This is a genomic window from Amycolatopsis sp. cmx-8-4 (assembly GCF_046548675.1).
GTDB lineage: Bacteria > Actinomycetota > Actinomycetes > Mycobacteriales > Pseudonocardiaceae > Amycolatopsis.
In genome coordinates this window covers 94,225-111,242 of sequence record NZ_JAEBDZ010000013.1, presented here as the reverse complement: position 1 = coordinate 111,242, position 17,018 = coordinate 94,225, and the positions used below count along the sequence as shown (strand labels likewise).

18 protein-coding genes and 1 pseudogene are annotated in these 17,018 nt (G+C 73.7%); 8 read left to right on the top strand and 11 right to left on the bottom strand.

Features of this window, described 5'->3' with window-relative positions; genetic code table 11:
- Positions 1–4: 4 nt before the first annotated feature.
- Positions 5–808, top strand: a complete 804-nt coding sequence (locus ACLJQZ_RS26990) for a hypothetical protein (protein WP_410622660.1) — start codon at positions 5–7, stop codon at positions 806–808.
- Positions 809–820: 12 nt separating this feature from the next.
- On the opposite strand, the gene ACLJQZ_RS26985 is transcribed toward ACLJQZ_RS26990, so the two are convergent.
- Positions 821–1,354 carry a hypothetical protein gene (locus ACLJQZ_RS26985; protein ID WP_410622659.1) on the bottom strand — a complete coding sequence of 178 codons (534 nt, stop codon included), beginning with the start codon at positions 1,352–1,354 and terminating at the stop codon, positions 821–823.
- A gap of 68 nt (positions 1,355–1,422) precedes the next feature.
- Here ACLJQZ_RS26985 and ACLJQZ_RS26980 point away from each other — a divergent pair, with 68 nt between their 5' ends.
- Positions 1,423–1,893, top strand: a complete 471-nt coding sequence (locus ACLJQZ_RS26980; protein WP_410622658.1) for a MarR family winged helix-turn-helix transcriptional regulator — start codon at positions 1,423–1,425, stop codon at positions 1,891–1,893.
- A 204-nt stretch (positions 1,894–2,097) separates the two neighbouring features.
- A complete protein-coding gene (locus tag ACLJQZ_RS26975) occupies positions 2,098–2,916 on the top strand; it encodes an SAM-dependent methyltransferase (protein ID WP_410622657.1) in 819 nt (272 codons plus the stop codon).
- Here ACLJQZ_RS26975 and ACLJQZ_RS26970 read toward each other — a convergent pair.
- The 3 genes from ACLJQZ_RS26970 to ACLJQZ_RS26960 are packed head-to-tail and all read right to left on the bottom strand — an operon-like array spanning position 2,889 to position 4,923.
- Positions 2,889–3,230, bottom strand: coding sequence for an antibiotic biosynthesis monooxygenase family protein (locus ACLJQZ_RS26970; RefSeq protein WP_410622656.1), 342 nt, complete (start codon positions 3,228–3,230; stop codon positions 2,889–2,891). The genes ACLJQZ_RS26975 and ACLJQZ_RS26970 overlap by 28 nt on opposite strands.
- Before the next feature lie 3 nt (positions 3,231–3,233).
- On the bottom strand, positions 3,234–4,424 hold the full coding sequence (locus ACLJQZ_RS26965) for an FAD-dependent oxidoreductase (RefSeq protein WP_410622655.1): 1,191 nt from the start codon (positions 4,422–4,424) through the stop codon (positions 3,234–3,236).
- Between the two features lie 37 nt (positions 4,425–4,461).
- Positions 4,462–4,923, bottom strand: a complete 462-nt coding sequence (locus ACLJQZ_RS26960) for a MarR family winged helix-turn-helix transcriptional regulator (protein ID WP_410622654.1) — start codon at positions 4,921–4,923, stop codon at positions 4,462–4,464.
- A 64-nt stretch (positions 4,924–4,987) separates the two neighbouring features.
- On the opposite strand from ACLJQZ_RS26960, the gene ACLJQZ_RS26955 reads away from it, so the two are divergent.
- Both ACLJQZ_RS26955 and ACLJQZ_RS26950 read left to right on the top strand, forming a co-directional pair.
- Positions 4,988–5,611 carry a DUF3159 domain-containing protein gene (locus ACLJQZ_RS26955; protein ID WP_410622653.1) on the top strand — a complete coding sequence of 208 codons (624 nt, stop codon included), beginning with the start codon at positions 4,988–4,990 and terminating at the stop codon, positions 5,609–5,611.
- A gap of 123 nt (positions 5,612–5,734) precedes the next feature.
- A complete protein-coding gene (locus ACLJQZ_RS26950) occupies positions 5,735–6,148 on the top strand; it encodes a hypothetical protein (RefSeq protein ID WP_410622652.1) in 414 nt (137 codons plus the stop codon).
- On the opposite strand, the gene ACLJQZ_RS26945 is transcribed toward ACLJQZ_RS26950, so the two are convergent.
- The 4 genes and pseudogenes from ACLJQZ_RS26945 to ACLJQZ_RS26930 form a co-directional block, all read right to left on the bottom strand.
- Positions 6,123–7,412: an alpha-L-rhamnosidase C-terminal domain-containing protein gene (locus ACLJQZ_RS26945; protein ID WP_410622651.1), complete on the bottom strand. Its 1,290-nt coding sequence runs from the start codon at positions 7,410–7,412 to the stop codon at positions 6,123–6,125. The two genes, ACLJQZ_RS26950 and ACLJQZ_RS26945, sit on opposite strands and share 26 nt — an antisense overlap.
- A gap of 127 nt (positions 7,413–7,539) precedes the next feature.
- Positions 7,540–8,529, bottom strand: a pseudogene (locus tag ACLJQZ_RS26940) (family 78 glycoside hydrolase catalytic domain); the annotation flags it as partial.
- Between the two features lie 170 nt (positions 8,530–8,699).
- Positions 8,700–9,158, bottom strand: coding sequence for a DUF3237 family protein (locus tag ACLJQZ_RS26935; RefSeq protein WP_410622650.1), 459 nt, complete (start codon positions 9,156–9,158; stop codon positions 8,700–8,702).
- Positions 9,159–10,433: an MFS transporter gene (locus tag ACLJQZ_RS26930; RefSeq protein WP_410622649.1), complete on the bottom strand. Its 1,275-nt coding sequence runs from the start codon at positions 10,431–10,433 to the stop codon at positions 9,159–9,161. It abuts the gene before it with no gap.
- Between the two features lie 106 nt (positions 10,434–10,539).
- Between ACLJQZ_RS26930 and ACLJQZ_RS26925 the strand changes: the two genes are divergently transcribed.
- The 3 genes from ACLJQZ_RS26925 to ACLJQZ_RS26915 all read left to right on the top strand — a co-directional run bounded on the left by ACLJQZ_RS26925 (position 10,540) and on the right by ACLJQZ_RS26915 (position 14,119).
- The gene (locus tag ACLJQZ_RS26925; protein WP_410622648.1) at positions 10,540–11,331 is read left to right on the top strand and encodes an IclR family transcriptional regulator; all 792 of its coding nucleotides are present in this window, start codon (positions 10,540–10,542) and stop codon (positions 11,329–11,331) included.
- Between the two features lie 62 nt (positions 11,332–11,393).
- Positions 11,394–13,202: a glycoside hydrolase family 3 protein gene (locus ACLJQZ_RS26920; RefSeq protein ID WP_410622647.1), complete on the top strand. Its 1,809-nt coding sequence runs from the start codon at positions 11,394–11,396 to the stop codon at positions 13,200–13,202.
- A gap of 5 nt (positions 13,203–13,207) precedes the next feature.
- A complete protein-coding gene (locus ACLJQZ_RS26915; protein WP_410622646.1) occupies positions 13,208–14,119 on the top strand; it encodes an alpha/beta hydrolase fold domain-containing protein in 912 nt (303 codons plus the stop codon).
- Positions 14,120–14,225: 106 nt separating this feature from the next.
- Here the strand turns inward: ACLJQZ_RS26915 and ACLJQZ_RS26910 are convergent, their stop codons facing one another.
- From ACLJQZ_RS26910 to ACLJQZ_RS26900, 3 genes are read right to left on the bottom strand one after another with little or no spacing between them, the layout of a single operon-like run.
- Positions 14,226–14,951: an alpha/beta hydrolase fold domain-containing protein gene (locus ACLJQZ_RS26910; RefSeq protein WP_410622645.1), complete on the bottom strand. Its 726-nt coding sequence runs from the start codon at positions 14,949–14,951 to the stop codon at positions 14,226–14,228.
- On the bottom strand, positions 14,948–16,207 hold the full coding sequence (locus ACLJQZ_RS26905; RefSeq protein ID WP_410622644.1) for an amidohydrolase family protein: 1,260 nt from the start codon (positions 16,205–16,207) through the stop codon (positions 14,948–14,950). Before ACLJQZ_RS26905 ends, ACLJQZ_RS26910 begins: the two co-directional genes overlap by 4 nt.
- Positions 16,208–16,229: 22 nt before the next feature.
- On the bottom strand, positions 16,230–17,006 hold the full coding sequence (locus ACLJQZ_RS26900; RefSeq protein WP_410622643.1) for an SDR family NAD(P)-dependent oxidoreductase: 777 nt from the start codon (positions 17,004–17,006) through the stop codon (positions 16,230–16,232).
- Between the last annotated feature and the right edge of the window lie 12 nt (positions 17,007–17,018).

The window sequence follows — 17,018 nt, the reverse complement described above, 5'->3', positions numbered from 1 at the left end:
GGCCATGACCAGGTCTGCGGTGAAGGTCCTGACGGCGGTGCTGCTGGCACTGGCGGGTACGGCCGGGTTCGGCGCGGCGGCCTCGGCCGCGCCACCCGCGTGGGCGCCGCTGCCGGCGGCGCAGGTCGCCGCGGCGGTGACCGCGGCCCACTCGGCCGAGGCGATCAGCTTCGCCAGGACCAACTTCCGCAGACCTGGTCAGCCCGACCCGGGCGTCATCACCGTGGCCGACACGGGTGTCCCGGCCTACACCCTCGACCCGGCCTTCGTGCGGGGCGACGGCGCCGGCCGGGTCGCGGTCCTCGAGTACGTCGCGGTCGTCGCCCACGCCCAGGACGGCCGCACCGCCACCATCCAGGCCGCCCCCGACGCGGCGGGCTGGCGGGTCGGCAGCGTCCTGTCCGGGGACGACGAGACCCGGCTCGCCACCCGGCTGCCGGCCGGCGCTGTCCTGCTCGACGAGCCGCAGATCAACGGCTGGTACGCGCTGGGCGCCGACGGCGTCCGGTTGCTGCAGGCCAGCCTGCCGCAGACGCCGGTCGGCGCGTTCGTCCCGCTGGCGGACTACCAGCGCCAGGTCCACGACCGGTACGCGGACAAGCAACCCGGCTCCCAGTACCAGCGTGACGGCGGGCTCGGCTTCGCCCAGCACCCCGAAACCGCCGCGCCCGCGACGTCGGGGTGGTGGTGGCTCGGCCTCGCGGGCGTGGTGGTCGTGCTCCTGGCCGTCGTGGCTCTGGTGCTCGTGCGTCGTGGTCGCGCGACGTTTCCGGCCCGGAACACTGAGGTGGCCGCCGGACGCCCGTGACCAGCTCGAGGGTCAGCGCAGCCGGTCGCGCAGGCCGGCGGCGAGCCCGGCGACGGTCAGCAGGTCGACGAGCCCGCCGCCGTACTCGACCAGCCGCGGGCGGCGCGCGTCGCTGAGCCGGAACCGGAGGTGGACCCGGGTGGTGCCGGGCCCGTCGCCGGTGAGGCGGATCGCCCAGCTGATCTCGAGGCGGCCGCGGGTGGAGCGGTGGACCAGGGTGTGCGGCGGGTCGTGGATGACGATCTCGAAGGTCGCGTCGCGGCCGCCCCAGTCGTCGATGACGTCGCCCGGGCGCAGGTGCTGCAGCGCGGGGTCGAGGCGGCGCAGGGCGCGGCGGCGCCGGGGGAGGAGCGCCTCGATCCACGTGGGCAGGTACCAGCCCGCGCGGTTCTTGCCGAGCTGGGCGAACCAGGGCCAGACCCGCTCGGGCGGCGCGTCCAGGGTGAACCCGCGGTCCATCACGACGTCCGGGTGGGGGACGAGGTCGTCGCCGGGTGCGGGCGCGGCGACTTCGTCCGCGCGGGGTGCTACACCGAGGCCGGGCATCGTGACCACCGCCGTTCCGTATCGAATGAAACCGTATCACCCGAGGCCCGTTGGGGTAGGGTGCTCGCATGACCGCCAAGCCCAGGACGCGCGCGACCGACCGCCCGGGGGACGTCTCCCCGTTCGCGTTGGGGTTGCTGCTGCGCCGGGCGCACGCCCGCGCGGCGGGGGCGATGGCCGCCGCGATGCGCCCGCACGGGTTGGAGCTGCGGCACTTCGCCGTGTTGATCATCCTCGTGGACCGCGGGCCGACGACGCAGCGGGACCTGGTCGAGGCGACCGGGTCGGACAAGGCCGGGATCATGCGGGTTGTCGACGACCTGGAGGCGAAGGGGTTCGCGGTCCGCAACGCCGTGCCGGGGGACCGGCGGGTGCGCGAGGTCGAGATCACCCCGGACGGCGTCAAGGCCTTCGACGCCGCGCACGAGGACGCGCTCGCCCCGGCCGAAGCGCTGCTCTCGCACCTGCGTGCCGGCGAGCCGGCGAAACTGATGGACCTGCTGACCAGGTTCACCTATCCGCCCGAGGACGAGGCGTAGGCCTCACGCCGCGACGAGCCCGTACCTGAGGGCCGCGGCCGTCGTCGCGCCGGGAGCCGAACACGATCGCGTCGGCCCAGGCGCCGTTGCGGGCCACGGCCTGGACGGGCTCGTCGATTCAGCACTCGGTGAATCCTTCGCGACTGAACGTATCACATGATACCGTCGCGAGTGCAACCAAATGACTGCGTCGAGAGGAGGCGTATGGACCTGGACGGGATCGACGCGATCGGGCGGACCGCGTTCGAGGTGGCACTGCTGCGCGCGGCCGAGGACCGCCGCCCGGACCGGCTGGCCGCCGATCCGTGCGCGCGGCTGTTCCTGGAGGCCGCCGGGATCACCGAAGAGAAGCCTGACTTCGCCGCGCTGATGGGACCGCAGGTCGCCGTGCGGACGCGGTTCCTGGACGACGCGCTGGTGTCCGCCGGGTGCGGGCAGGTCGTGCTCGTCGCGTCCGGAATGGACGGACGCCCCTGGCGGCTCGGCTGGCCCGCCGGCACCGAGGTCTTCGAAGTCGACCAAGCCCCCGTGCTGCGGTTCAAGGACGCCGCCGCGGCTGCTCTGACGGCCCGGTGCGTCCGGCGTCCCGTCGTCGCCGACCTGCGTGCGGACTGGGCGGTGCCGTTGCGGGAGGCCGGGTTCCGGCCCGACCGGCCCACGGCGTGGCTGACCGAGGGGCTGCTCTACGCGCTGGACGAAGCCGCCGCGGACGGGTTGCTGGCGACGATCACCGGGCTCAGCGCGGCGGGCAGCACCCTCGCCTTCGACCACGTCGAAACCAGTGACGCCCTGCGCGCGGCGATCGGCCCCGACCTCGCCCGGTTGTGGCGGTCGGGGCCGGTCGATCCGGCGCGGTGGCTGACCCGGCACGGCTGGGAGCCGGACGTGGGCGAACTCGCCGACGTCGCCGCGAAGTACGGGCGGCGGATCCACCCGGCCTACGACCCGGCGGCCGGTGGCACGGCGCGGGCCTGGCTCGGCCGTGCCGTTCTCGCTCACCGAGGAAAGGGAATCGACCCATGAGCCCGGACGGCCTGCTGCGGTCCCGGCCGGTGGCTCGACGCCACCGTGAACTGCCGCACCACCGGGCGAGCGATCGCCCACACGGGTGCCATCCGCGCCCGCACCGCCGGATCGGCCGTCATCGCGCGCACCGCGTCCGCGTCGGTCCAGCGGGCGTGGTTGACGACCGTGGTGCCGTCCGATGCGGCCAGCAGGTCCGCCGTCACGAAGCCGGGCTGGTGGCGCAGCACCTCTTCGGCGTTGGCGCGCAACAGGTCCAGGAGCTCGCGCTGCCGTTCGGGCGTGACCGTGAAGGCCGAGATCACCACGAGCACGGCTCAGCGCACCGGGAACACACGCTGCTTGACCGGCGGCAGCGCTTCGGCCAGGCGCAGCACGGTCCGGAAAGCGTGCCGCGGTAGCCGGGACGTCGTCGCCGCGCCGCGGGCGTTGCGGGTGGACAGCGCGAGTGCCGCGTTGGCGTAGGCGCGCATGTCGGCTTCGTAACCCCGCACGCCGCCGTCGCCGGCCAGGTTCCGGCGCAGCGTGTCGGCGTCGCGCAACGCCGTGTTGGCGCCGATCCCGGCCATCGGGGTCATGGCGTGGATCGCGTCGCCCAGCAGGGTGACGGCCGTGGGCGCCCAGTACGGCAGCTCCGGCATCGTCTTGAGCGGGATCGCCGTGATGGTCGCGGGATCGGTCTCGGCGATCATCCGCCGGAGCGGGGGCGCCCAGCCCACGGTGCGGTCCCGGACCAGCTCGCGCAGGCGGGCGGGCTCGGCGGTGTCGAGGTCGTCCGGGTAGGTCGAGCGGTCCGCCGCCCACGCCCACACCACGTACCGCGCGTCGGCGCCGGCGTCCCAAGTGGACAGGAACAGCCAGCCGGGCCGCGCGGGCACGACATTGTTGACGGCGCCGTCGATCAACGTCGCCGGCAGGGCGCTCGCGAGGCCGGGCGTGAGCCGGACGCGGCCGGCGATGTTCGCGATGCCGAGGTCCTGGCGCCGCAGGTCCGGCAGCCGCTGCTCGCGGACGCGGGAGTTCGCGCCGTCGGCCCCGACGAGCAGGTCCGCGTCGATCGCGCGGCCGTCGGAGGTGTGCACGCGGACGCCGTCGCCGGTGTACTCGAAGCGGTCGAACGCGGTGCCCCAGTGGATGAGGCTGTCGCAGCCCAGGAGCAGGGCGTCCCGCAGGGCGTCGCGGTTCACCGCCCGCCGGCGCGTGACGGGATCGGCGTTGGCCGGGGTGCCGGTGTGGTCGCGTTCGGCGAGCACCCGCAGGTCCTGGTCGTGGAAGCGGACGACGTCCGGGGCCGGGGTCGACGTCGCGACCAGCCGCGCCCAGTTCTCTTCGGGCATACACGTGTGCAGGGCGCGGAGACCGTCGGCGTTGAGGTGGATGCCGTAGCCGGCGGGCCGGGCGTCCGGGGTCGGGTGGCGTTCGAGCACGACGACGTCCACGCCGCTGCGGCGCAGTCCGTGGGCCAGGCACAGGCCGCCGAGCCCGGTGCCGGCGATGACGACTCGCATGAAGGTTCTCCCTCGTCGGTGGATCAGGGTCGGTGGATCAGGCTTCGCCGGGAAAGGCGAGCCGGGTGAGCAGGTCCAGCAGGAGCCGGACGTCGCCGAGGCCGCCCTGCAGGTGCGCGGCGACGGGCTCGGCGTGGCGGTGGGCGGTGTCGAACACGGCCGTCCCGGCGGGGGTCGGGGTGATCGTGTGCACGCGGCGGTCGCCGGGGCGCGGATCGCGGGTGACGAGCCCGGCGCGTTCGAGGTCGTCGACGACGCGGACCATCGTGGCCTTGTCGCCGCCGACGGCGCCGGCGAGCGCCCGCTGGCTCATCGGCCCGCCGTGGTGGAGCGCGACGAGCACGATGAAGTGCCGGAACTCCAGCCCCAGCGGCCGCAGGACACCCAGCAGCTCCGCGGCGACGCGGTCGTGGGCGCGCCGCAGCAGCAGGCCGAGGGCGAACGGGGACTCGTCACCCGGTCCGTCCGTCGCCCACGCCGTGTCCAGCTGCATCGTCATGACCGAGAACGTATCAGTCGATACGACCTTGTGCAAGAAGGTCTCATGTGAGACGTTCTCGGGTGTGAACACGAACCAGGAAGTCCGCGAACCCGTTGCCCCGCCGCGCAAGAACCGCTGGGAGGCCGTCGTGGTGACCGCCGCGCCGACGGTGGCTTTCGTGGCCGCCAACGCCGTGGGTAACCTCACCGCCGGCCTCGTGACCGCCGCGGTCACCGCGATCGCGGCGTTCGGCTGGCGGCTGTACCGACGTCAGCCGGTGCGCCAGGCCGTGCTGGGCCTGCTGCTGGTCGCGGCGTGCGCGGTGGTGGCCGCCGTCACCGGTGAGGCACGCGGGTTCTTCCTCATCCCCGCACTGATCCCGTTCGCGGTCATCGCCGTCTGCGTGACGACCGTCCTCATCGGACGCCCGCTCACCGGCCTGATCCTCAACCGCGTCGCCGGCGGCCCCGCGGACTGGCGGTTGGTGCCCCGGCTGCGCTGCATCTACACGGTCTCGACGCTCACCTGCGCGGCGGTCAACGTCGTCAACGGCGCGCTCCAGGTGATCTACTACCGGGGCAACCAGCCCCTGGTCCTGGGCGCGGTCCACATCGCGACGGGCCCGGTGTTCGCCGTCATCGTGGCGGTCACCATCGCCTGCGTCCGCCGGGCCCGGCGAACGTCTCACGTACGGCAGCGCGCGTAGCCGAGTCCGCGCGTACGGCGGCGGACGTAGCCGCGAAGCCGCCTCTCGACCGGCGACGGCGGTGCGCTCACCCCGGGACACTGTGCGGGTCAACGCATCCGCAGTGGATCAGAGGTGGCGCTCATGACCGGAACACAGCTCGGCGAACAGCGGACGAAGGCGGGCTGGGCGCGGGCGATGCGGGTCGTCGCGACCGGGGAGGTGCTTCTCCTCCTGGTGCAGGCGGCCACCGCGGGGCAGTTGCTCGAAGGGGTGGCGTCGGCGCGGACGCTGCACGGGGCCGGGGCGATCCCGGTGGCCGTGTTCGCGGTGGCCGAGCTGGTCGTCGCCGCGGTGGTGTGGCGGCGGGGGCGCGGTCCCGCGTGGCCGGTGTGGGCGAGCGGGGTCCTGGTCGTGCTGGTCTTCGTGCAGGCGATGCTCGGCGGGATGGGCAACCGGGCGGTGCACGTGCCGCTCGGCGTCGGGGTGGTCGTGCTCTCTTCGGTGCTCGCCGCGTGGGCGTGGCGGGCGTCTACTGTGGACACACCTCGGCGGTGAACGTGTGCCGTCCCGGGCCTTCGCTGGTGGTGCCGCCCGGGAGCCGGATCTCGGCGCGGGTGCCGGGTGGGACGTCGACCGTGAGCCGCAGTTCGTCGCCGTCGAGGTGCCATGCGCTGCGGATCGGGCCGTACGGGCTGAGGTGTTCCGCCTCGGCCCGGCGCAGGCCGCCACCCGGACACGGCTGGATGACGAACCGGCGGTACCCGGCCTCGTCCGGGCCGGGGTCCGCCGGGAGCCGGATGCCGGCGATGTGGGTGTACAGGAACGACATCGCCGCGCCCTTGCTGTAGTGGTTCAGCGAACCCCGGACCTCGCCGCCGTCGACGGCGTCCCAGCGCTCCCAGAACGTCGTCGCGCCGCGATCGAGCATCTCCAGCCACGACGGGATTCCCGTCGACCGGAGCACCCGGTACGCGACGTCGAGGTAGCCGTGGTCGGCCAGGGTGGGCAACAGCAGGCCCGTGGTGAGGAACCCTGTGCCGACGTGGTCACCGGCCTCGGCGACCAGCGCGGCGAGCCGGGCGGCCACGGCGTCGCGTAGGTGTGAGGGCACCAGGCCGAACGCGAGCGCCCGGACGTGGTTGCCCTGCGTGGACTCGCCGAGCGTGCCGAGGTACTCGCGTTGCCACGCGTCCCGGGCGCCGTCGGCGAGCCGCCCGAACCGGACGGCGTCCGACGCGTGCCCCAGCAGCGCGGCGATGCGAGCGAGCACCCGCGCCGAGCGGGCGAGGTAGGCCGTGGCGACGATGCCGTGGTCGGCCGTGGGGTCGGGGTGGGGCGGGACGCCGGGCTCGAGCCATTCGCCGAAGTGCCCGCCGGTGTCCCACAGGAACTCGTCGTGCGGGGCGGAGCGCACACGGTCCGGGTGCCGGCGTTCGCGGGCGGCCGCGGCCGCGTACTCGACCCAGCGGACCATCGATTCGTATTGCCCGGCCAGGATTTCCCGGTCGCCGTACGCGCGCCACAGCTCCCACGGCACGAGCACCGCCGCGTCGCCCCAGCCCGCGGACCCGGCCATCGCGTCCGGGAAGGCATTGCCGGACGGGCCGTCGCCCGCGGGGTCGGGCGTGATCGTCGGGACGCGGCCGTCGGGCCACTGGTCGGCGGCCAGGTCGCGCAGCCACTTCCGGGAGAACCCGGCGACGTCGTGGGTGAGCGCGGCGGTGGCGACGTAGACCTGCCAGTCGCCGGTGAAGCCGGAGCGTTCCCGCTGCGGGCAGTCGGTCGGGACGTCGCAGGCGTTGCCGCGCAGGCTCCACACCGCGGCCCGGTGCAGGGCTTCGCCGCGCGTCGCCGCACGCGAACGTCCCCGCCTCGGGCAGGTCCGTGTGGACGACCACGGCGGTCACGTCGGACGCGGCGAGCCCGCCGGGGAGCCCGTCGACCTGGACGTACCGGAAGCCGTGGGTGGCGTGCCGCGGCTCGAAGACGTCGTGGCCCGCGGAAACGACCGTGTCGACCTGCCCGGCGGGCAGCAGTTCTCCACTCGCGAAGTCGAACGCCCGCAGGTGGTCGGTGGTGACGCGGCCGTCCGGGCCCAGGTGCTCGCCGTGGGTCAGCCTCAGCCGGGTGCCCGCCGGGCCGAGGTCGGCCAGCCGGACCCAGCCGGTGAGGTTCTGCCCGAAGTCCACGACCACGCCGCCGGGGAACCGGGTGATCGAGACCGGCGGGATCTCCTCGATCCGGCGGACCGGCGGCGCTTCCGTGAGCACCAGCTGTTCGGGGCCGCTGGTGCGAACCCGCGCCGGGTCCCAGCCGGGCGCGGCCAGGCTCACGGAACCCGGTGCGGGGAGCCGGAAGTCGGTCGTCTGGCCGTCCATCAGGTCCGCGGTGATCCGGCTCGGCCGTGACCACCAGCCCGGGCCGGTGGTGACCGCGGTGGTGCCGTCGATCGCCAAGGTCAGCCACGCGGCGACGCGGTCGCCGAAGCCGTCGGCCGCGCGCTCGAAGCCGTGGCGGCCGCGGAACCAGCCGTCGGACACCAGGAACTCGACGGAGTTGAGGCCCTGCCGCAACCGGGCGCCGACGTCGAACGGCTCCACCTGGAGCCGCTTGCGGTAGGCGGTGAAGCCCGGCGTCAGTTCGAGGTCGCCGACGCGGGTGCCGTTGACGAACAGCTCGTAGATCCCGTGCGCGGTCGCCCAGGCCGTCGCGGTGACGACCGGTCCGGCGAGCGTGAACTCGTGACGCAGCTGGTAAGCCGGGCGCTCGCCGGGTGGCGCGACGACCGGCTCGTGCGGCTCGACCCACGTCGCCGACGTCGTGGGCAGCGTGACGACGGTCCACGGCGCGGGCTCCGACCAGCCGCTCTCCCCGAGGTCGGTCCAGACGCGGACCTGCCACGCCGTCGCCGGCCGCTCCGGCAGCTCGACGAGCACCGACCGGTCGCTCTCGCACCGGCCCGACGTCCAGTCCGGGCCGGTCAGCCGGACCTCGTACGCGTGCTGGACGGCCGCGCCACCGGGCAGCCACCACAAGAGCCGCGGTCGCGGCCCCGACGGCCGGCCCGGCGTGAGGTGGTCGAGCCGCAGCCGGGTGGGGGCGGTGCTCACGTCAGCCGGTAGAGGTCGTAGCGGACGGTGCCGGGCGTGCGTTCCGCCGACGCCACCAGGATCCCGGCGCTGAGCCGTCGCTCGACCGTGCCGGAAAGCGTTACGGTGAGCCGGAACTCGTACCGGGACCGCTCGACGTGCTCACCGCGGGCGAGCGCGGCCAGCACCTCGGGCGGCCCGCTCCGCACCCCGGTCGAAGTGACCGAGACGAGCCCGGTGGCGGCCTCGACGAGGTAGCGCGCCTCGACCAGCGTGGTGCCGTCGGGCAGGAGCCGTTGCCAGTCCGCGCCGACCGGCTGGACGCGGCCGGCGAGCCCGGGACCGGTGAAGCTCCCGCCCGTGATCGGGACGACCCGGCGCCGCCCTTCCAGGGTCTCGCCGACGTCGAGGGGCTCGCCGAGCTCGACGACCGCGCTGCTGACGTACTCGAGAGCGGGTGGTTCGAACAGTGGCACTCAGCGGACCTTCCGGATCGGCAGGATCAGCACCGCGCCCAGCAGGCCGGCGATCGCGCCCGCGATGAACAGAGCGGGGAAGTTCTGCGGCACGGCCGCCGTCGCGCCGATGGCGAGGATCGCGGGCGCCAGCGCCGGCACGACCGACGTCGGCAGGTTGCCGGCCAGGTTCATCAGCCCGAGGTCCTTGGCCGTGTCTTCGGGGTTGGGGAGCACCTGCGTGATGAGGGCGATGTCGACGGCGAAGTAGACGCCCTGGCCCAGGCCGATGACGCCCATCGCGACCAGGAACAGGGGATAGGTGCTGGTGAACGTCGCGAGCAGCAGCCCGATCCCGAAGATCACGGCCGCGGTGACGACGAACGGCTTGCGGCGCCCGACGCGGTCGGAGATCTTGCCGGCCAAGGGCGCGAACAGCAGCGCCGCGCCGGTGAGCACGAGCGTGGACAGGAAGACCGCGTTCGCGATGCCGGCCGGCGGGATGTGGAAGACGTTCATCAGGTAGAAGGCCTGATACGCCTGGATCGCCGCGACGCCGAAGAAGATCAGCAGCCGGCTCAGCCAGGTGAAGCCGAAGTTGGGGTGGCGCACGGGGTTCACCCAGAACGTGCGGGGCAGGTCGCGCCACGCGAACGCGGGCCGCTCCTCCGGGGAGAGCCGCCGGTCGCGCATCGTGAAGGTGAGCAGCAGCGTCCCGAGGACCGCTAGGCCCGCCGGCAGCAGGATCATCGCGGGCAGGTTCGGGGCGACCAGCTGGGCGATGAACAGTCCGATGACCGCGCCGACCGGGAGGCTCAGCCCGACCACGGCCGACGCCGGGCCGCGGCGGTCCGGGGGCAGCTGGTCCGGGATGACCGAGGTGAACGCGACGGTGGCCGCGCTCGCGCCGACCGTCGTGCAGCTCGCCGCCAGCGTCAGCGCGAACGTCGTCGAGCCCAGCTGCAGGCCGATCGCGCCGAACGTGAACAGGACGGCGCCGAGCAGGAGGAACGGCCGGCGCCGGCCGAACCGGCCCGTCGTCCGGTCGCTGAGCCGGCCGAAGACCGGGAACGCGATGAGCGAACACAGCGCGCTGATGCTGGTCACGATGGAGACCATCGTCGTGGCGCCCGCGGGGTCGAGCAGCGTCGCCTTGACCGACAGCGTCAGCACGGCCGGGACCAGGACCGCCATCCCCGCGCCGACCGCGGCGAAGGCGAAGAAGAAGAGGAACCCGCGCCGGGGCCCGGAAAACGTCGTTCCGGTGGTGGACTCTTGGCGGAAAGAAGTACTCATCGTTGGGCACCTTTCGCGTCTCGGTCGGCTGACCTGCGGGGAAGGATGAGCGCCTGGTGCGGTGTACCGTGAGGGGGATGCCAATCAATGGAACGTCGAGGTCGACATGACCGAGTCCGCGCGGGTGCGGGGCCGCCGCCCGGCCCACGGTGAACCGGTCGTCGACCGCGCGCTTTCCCTGCTCGCGTCGTTCGACGCGGAGCACCGCACCCTCACGCTGGCCGAGCTGAGCCGGCGGGCCGAGATCCCGCCGAGCTCGGCGTTGCGGCTCGCGAACCGGCTCGTGGACTGGGGCGCACTGGAGCGGGACGACGCCGGCCGGTTCTGCGTCGGGCTCCGGTTGCTGGAGGTCGCGACGCTCGCCCCGCGCGGCCACGGGCTGCGGCAGGTGGCACTGCCGTTCATGAACGACCTCGCCGAGGTGACGCACCAGCACGTCCAGCTGGCCGTCCGCGACGGGATGCAGGCGATGCTCGTCGAACGCCTGTCGGCCCACCAGGCGACGCCGGTGGACTACCGGATCGGCGGGCGGCTTCCGTTGCACTCCACCGGCGTCGGGCTCGCGCTGCTGGCTTTCGCGCCGAAGGAAGTCCAGGAGGAGCTGCTGTCCAAGCCGGTCTACAGCGAACCCGACAACCGCCTGATCCTGCCGGACGGCCTGCGCCGAACCCTGGCCGACGTCCGGCGCGAGCGGCTGGCCATCTTCCGGCGGGAGGACGAGCACGAGTCGATCGTCTCGGTTGCGGCGCCGGTGTTCGACCGGGACGACGCCGTGGTGGGCGTGGTGGGTGTGCTCGTCCCGAAACGCGTCGCGCAGCCGCGGCGCCTGGGTCTCGCGGTGCAGACGACGGCGCGGGGCATCTCCCGCGAGCTGGGTGCCGCCCGGGTGCGCCTCTGAAGCCTGCCATTGAATGGCATGGCCGTAGGTGAGCTGGACCGCGCGTGGTCATCCTCGGCGCCATGCTCCTTCTCCACGACGACAACGGTGTCGCCTTCCGTGATCTCGACGGCGACGGGGTGATGGCCCCGTACGAAGACCCGCGCCGGCCGGCGGAAGAGCGCGTGCGAGACCTCCTGTCCCGGATGACGGTCGCGGAGAAGGCCGGGCTGCTGTGTCACGCGCCGGTGTCCGTGGCGCCGGACGGTGGCCTGGTCGACGCGCCCGCCGGGCTGCTGCCGACCGCGCCCACGACGTCGGTGCTGCGCGACGGGCACGTGCGCTGCCTGAGCCTGATGGCCCCGGTCGCCGCCGGGCCGCTCGCCTGCTGGCACAACCGCGTCCAGGACCTCGCGGCGCGCAGCAGGCTCGGGATCCCGGTGCTGCTGTCGTCCGACCCGCGGCATTCGGCGAACGAGAACCCGCTGACGTCGGTGCCGTCCGGTGGCTGTTCGCGCTGGCCGGAACCGCTCGGGTTCGGTGCCCTGGACGACGAGGACCTGGTGCGCGAGTTCGCCGGGATCGTGCGGGCGGAGTACGCGGCGGTCGGGATCCGGCTGGCCCTGCACCCGATGGCCGACCTGGCCAGCGAGCCGCGCTGGGCCCGGATCTCCGGCACCTTCGGCGCCGACCCGGATGTGGTCGCGCGCCTGGCCGCTGCCTACGTCGAAGGCCTGCAGGGCCCGGCACTCGGCCCGGGGTCGGTGGCCGCGATGGTCAAGCACTGGCCCGGCGCGGGACCGCAGGCGGGCGGGCTCGACGCGCACTTCGCGTCCGGGCCGGACCAGGTCTACCCGGCCGGGCGGTTCGAGCTGCACCGCGACCGGTTCCGCCCGGCGCTGCGGGCCGGGGCCGCCGCCGTGATGCCGTACTACGGCCGTCCGGTCGGCGTGCCGGGGCTGCGTGAGGTCGGGTTCGCGTTCGACCCCGAGGTGGTGGCCGGCCAGCTGCGCCGCGACGAGGGCTTCGACGGCTTGGTGTGCACGGACTTCGGGCTGCTGACCGACAGCGTCCTGGCCGGCGGGACCGTGTGGCCGGCCCGCGCCTGGGGTGTCGAGCACCTCGACCGGACCGAGCGGGCGGTGCTGCTGCTCGACGCCGGCGTCGACCAGTTCGGCGGCGAGTGGTGCCCCGAGGTGATCACGGGCCTGGTCGCGGCGGGCCGGGTGTCCGAAGCGCGGCTCGACGAGTCCGCGGGCCGGGTACTGACGTTGATGGTCCACTTGGGACTGTTCGAGAACCCTTGTGTATCCGAGGAAAACGCGGTACGCACGGTCGGCCGAGCGGACTTCACGGCTGCGGGCGCGGCGGCCCAGCGGCGATCGATGGTACTGCTCGAGTCCGGAATCCTGCCGCTCGCCGAGGGCATCCGGCTCTACGTCGAAGGCGTCGACCCGGCGGTCGCGGTCCGCTATGCGTCCCTTGTGGACACTCCGGCCGCGGCCGACGCGGCGCTGGTGCGGATCGACACGCCGTACGAACCCGCGCGGCACCTGCCCGAGGCGTTCTTCCACCAGGGTCGTCTGGACCTGCCGGACGACCGCCGTGACCAGCTGGTCGCCTTGGCGGCGGCGGTGCCGACCGTCGTGGACGTCTTCCTCGAGCGCCCGGCGATCCTGCCGGAGGTCGCGTCGGCCGCGGCGGCGTTGCTCGGCGACTTCGGTGCCTCCGACGAAGCCGTGCTGGACGTCGTGTTCGGCCGGGCGCAGGCGGAAGGCCGGTTGCCGTTCGAGCTGCCCCGCTCGATGGCCGCGGTCGAGGCGCACCCCGAAGACCTGCCGGGCGGGACGGCCGACCCGCTCTTCCCGCTCGGACACCCGCAGAAAGGCTGACCCGCATGCCGATCCACCCCGCCGTGGCCGCGAAACTCCCGCTGCTCGACGGCGTCCCGTCCTTCGAGGCGCTGGTCACCGATCCCGCGTTCCGCGACCGGATGGTCCGGTTCACGACGCCGTCGGTGGGTGGGCCGCCGCCGGTCGTCGAGACCCGCGACGAGAAGGTGCCCGGTCCGCACGGGCCGGTGCCCGTCCGCGTCTACGCGCCCGGTGACGGGCGGCCGTGCCTGGTGTGGCTGCACGGCGGCGCGTTCAAGATGGGCGACCTCGACATGCCGGAGGCGGACTGGGTGGCGCGCGAGATCGCCACCCGGGCGGGCGCGACGGTGGTCAGCGTCGACTACCGGCTCGCCGTCCCGTACCCGGTCCCGCACGACGACGTCGTGGCCGCGGTCCGCTGGGCCCGCGACACGCTCGCGCCGGAGCGGATCGTGCTGGGCGGCGCCAGCGCGGGCGGCAACCTCGCGGCGGGCGCGGCCCTGCGCCTGCGCGACGCCGACGCCTGGCAGCCCGCGTCGCTGGCCCTGGTGTACCCGGTGCTGCACCCGGAACTCCTGCCGGCTACGGCGTCCCTCACCCAGCTGATGACCGAAGTGCCGCCGCTCCTGCACTTCCCGCCGGCCGAGGTCCGCTCGATCACGGAGGCCTACCTCGGCGGGCCGGTGAGCAGTGCGGACGGCTACGCGATGCCGGGCCTGGCGGTGCTGGCGGACCTCAGCCCGACCCTGCTGCTCACCGCGGAGTACGACGACCTGCGACCCTCGGGGGAGCGCTTCGCGGGCGCGCTGGCCGCGGCCGGAGTGGACGTGCACCACGTCCGGATCCGCTCGATGCTGCACGGCTTCCTGGGCCTGCCCTCGGCGATCGAGCCGGTCGACCGCGCGCTGACGCTCATCGCGGGAACGCTCGCGTAGCCCAGCGCGCCGCCGCCGTCCGGCACCCCGAAAAGCCGTGAAGGCCTCCTTACCGGCCATAAGAGCCGGTAAGGAGGCCTTCACGGACGAACCACGGAGGCGGCGCTCAGCCGAGCGCGCGGAGGAACTGCACCGAGCGGTCGACGATCGCGCCGACGTCCCGGGCGTCCGTCCACATGTGCCGCGCGCCCGGGACCAGGTCCAGCTCCACCGGGGCACCGACCGCCCGCAACGCCGACGCCAGCCGCTCGCTCTGGGCCGGCGGGACGAGGTCGTCGGCGTCGCCGTGCATCAGCAGGATCGGCGGGGCGTTCCGGTGCGCGAAGGTGAGCGGGCTCGCCGCCCGCGCCCGCTCGGGATCCGCCGCCGGGTCCACACCGAGCAGTTCGGCCTCCCGGGAGACGTCGGCCGCGCCGGCGACGTCGCCGGGCAGGCCCAGCAGGTCGGTCGGCGGGTACCAGGCGACGACGCCGTCGACGTCACCGCCGTCCAGGGCGGCCAGCAGGGCGAGGTGGGCGCCCGCCGACTCGCCCCACAGGAACGTCGCGGCACAGTCCACTTCGGACCGCAGCCAGGTGATCGCCGCGAGGACGTCGGCCAGCTGGGCGGGGAAGCGTGCCTCGCCACTGAGCCGGTAGTCCGCCGCGGCGACCGCGAAACCCCGCTCCGCCAGGGTCGAGCACAGCGACGCGGGGATCGTCGTCCGCCGCGATCCGCGCCGCCAGCCGCCGCCGTGCAGATACACGATGGCCGGGTGCGGGCCGGGGCCGGAGGGCAGGTGCAGGTCCAGCTCCAGCGGCCGGTAGCCGAGGACTTCGCGGTAGACCGTCACGCGGCGGGTGCCTTGTGGAACCGGCCGCCCTGCATGATCGCCAGCAGATTCTCCTTGTCCTGCAGCACAGTCACGTCCGACGTCGGGTCGCCGCGCACCACCAGGATGTCGGCGAGGTAGTCCTCCGTCAACACGCCGACCGGCATGTCCAGCACCTGGCCGCCGTACTGCGTCGTGGCGCGCAGGGCCTCGGCGGGGGAGTAGCCGAAGAGGCGCACGAACAGTTCCAGGTCTCGCGCGTTGCGGCCGATCGGGTTGTTCGGGAAGCCGTAGTCGCCGCCGGGCAGCACGCGCAGGCCGCGTTTGCGCAGCTCTGGGTAGAGCTGCTCCATCGCGGCGAGCGACTTCACCGAGCCCATCTTCTCCGCCAGGCCTGCGTCGATGCCGAACTCGGCGCCCTCGTGGACGTTCGCCCACATGATGCCGACGGCGGGGGACAGGAAGATCTCGTCCTTGTGCTCCTCCAGGAGGTCGATCGCCTCCTGGTCGGCGTACGAGCAGTGGTACACCGAGCGGAACCCGCTGCGCACCGCCAGCTTGATCGACTCGGGCGACTGCGCGTGGCAGTTGAGCCAGACGCCGGACTCGCGCGCCTGCTCGCCCGCCGCGGCGGCCTCTTCCGCGCTGTACTGGGTGACCATCGAGCCGCCTTCGAAGAAGACGTCGTCGTTGCTCATCAGCAGCTTGACGCTGTCGAAGCCGAGCGCGGCCTGCTCGCGGATGAACGCGCGGACCGCCTCGGGGCCGACCTCCTTGGGTGTCGGGCCGTTCGGCCCCATTTGCACGGGGTTGTTGTCCCGTTCGAACGACGCCGCCCGCATCCGGGGCCCGGCGGTCCGGCCCGCGGCGATCCGGTCGCGCAGCCGGACCTCGGTCGGCACCGGCGTCAGCGAGCCGGCGGAGTACGCGCTGGTGAAGCCGTGGTCCAGGAGGATCCGCGCGTTGCGCTCGGCGAGCGCGAGGTGCTCGTCGGGCGTCGGCATGTGGTGGAAGAACGACACGTCCAGCGGCGGGTTGAACGACGGGTCGACGTGCCCGACGGCGGACGGGAACGTCAGGTGCGCGTGCGACTCCACCAGGCCCGGCATGACCGTGGCGCCCCGGCAGTCGACGACCCGGTCACCCGGTTCGGGTTCGACGCCGGCGCGCACGGCTTCGATCTTGTCGCCGCGCACCACGACGTCACCCGGCACCGCCGGCGAGCCGGTCCCGTCGAACACCCGGCCACCGGTGAACACCACTCTGGGTTCGCTCATCTGCTCGTCCTCACTGACGAAGTCATGCGCCGATCATGTTGTAACCGCCGTCGGCGACCATGAAGCTGCCGGTCATGTGGCTCGCGTCCGCGGTGGCCAGGAACAGCGCGGTCCCCGCGAGTTCCTCCGGCCGCGGGATGCGGCCGAGCGGCGTGTCGCCCCGCAGCTGCTCGCCGCGCCCGGACTTCCAGTCCTCGCGGCCCAGCGTCGCCTCGGTCTCGATGAAGCCCGGCGCGAACACGTTCACCCGCACGGTGGGCGCGAAGGCGCGCGCGTAGGACTTGGTCAGGCCGATGATCCCGTACTTGGCCGCCGCGTACTGCGGGGCGCGGGCACTGCCCCGGGCGACGACCGTGGAGCCGATGTTGACGATCGCGCCGCCGCCCTGGGTGAGCATCCGGTCGCCGAACTCGTGGGTGCACAGCAGCGTGCCCTTGATGTCGACGGCCAGGACGTGGTCGATCGACTCCTCGGTGATGTCCCGCCACGACATCTGCTCGCGCGCGACGTCGCCGACGTTGTTGATCGCGACGTCGAGCCGGCCGAAGTGGCTCCAGACCTCGTCGGCCAGCCGGACGATCTGCGCGCGCTCGGCGATGTCGGCCTGGACGACGAACGCCTTGCGCCCGGCCTCTTCGACGCGTTCGGCGGTGCGCTCGGCCCCGGCGCGGGAGCCGCGGTAGTGCACGGCGACGTCGGCGCCCTCCTGCGCGGCGCGGACGGCGATCTCCGCGCCGAAACCGGTGCCCGCGCCGGTGACCAGGACGGTCTTGCCGGTGAACCGCTGGGGGAAGGTCACGAAATGTCTCCT

What these genes read in the sequence shown, in the direction of transcription:
- ACLJQZ_RS26975 (WP_410622657.1), top strand. Translation starts at nt 2,098, where the DNA reads ATGGACCTGGACGGGATCGACGCGATCGGGCGGACCGCGTTCGAGGTG.
- ACLJQZ_RS26920 (WP_410622647.1), top strand. Translation starts at nt 11,394, where the DNA reads ATGCTCCTTCTCCACGACGACAACGGTGTCGCCTTCCGTGATCTCGAC.
- ACLJQZ_RS26930 (WP_410622649.1), bottom strand. Translation starts at nt 10,433, where the DNA reads ATGAGTACTTCTTTCCGCCAAGAGTCCACCACCGGAACGACGTTTTCC.
- ACLJQZ_RS26990 (WP_410622660.1), top strand. Translation starts at nt 5, where the DNA reads ATGACCAGGTCTGCGGTGAAGGTCCTGACGGCGGTGCTGCTGGCACTG.
- ACLJQZ_RS26925 (WP_410622648.1), top strand. Translation starts at nt 10,540, where the DNA reads ATGACCGAGTCCGCGCGGGTGCGGGGCCGCCGCCCGGCCCACGGTGAA.
- ACLJQZ_RS26915 (WP_410622646.1), top strand. Translation starts at nt 13,208, where the DNA reads ATGCCGATCCACCCCGCCGTGGCCGCGAAACTCCCGCTGCTCGACGGC.
- ACLJQZ_RS26950 (WP_410622652.1), top strand. Translation starts at nt 5,735, where the DNA reads ATGACCGGAACACAGCTCGGCGAACAGCGGACGAAGGCGGGCTGGGCG.
- ACLJQZ_RS26905 (WP_410622644.1), bottom strand. Translation starts at nt 16,207, where the DNA reads ATGAGCGAACCCAGAGTGGTGTTCACCGGTGGCCGGGTGTTCGACGGG.
- ACLJQZ_RS26980 (WP_410622658.1), top strand. Translation starts at nt 1,423, where the DNA reads ATGACCGCCAAGCCCAGGACGCGCGCGACCGACCGCCCGGGGGACGTC.
- ACLJQZ_RS26965 (WP_410622655.1), bottom strand. Translation starts at nt 4,424, where the DNA reads ATGCGAGTCGTCATCGCCGGCACCGGGCTCGGCGGCCTGTGCCTGGCC.
- ACLJQZ_RS26985 (WP_410622659.1), bottom strand. Translation starts at nt 1,354, where the DNA reads ATGCCCGGCCTCGGTGTAGCACCCCGCGCGGACGAAGTCGCCGCGCCC.
- ACLJQZ_RS26960 (WP_410622654.1), bottom strand. Translation starts at nt 4,923, where the DNA reads ATGACGATGCAGCTGGACACGGCGTGGGCGACGGACGGACCGGGTGAC.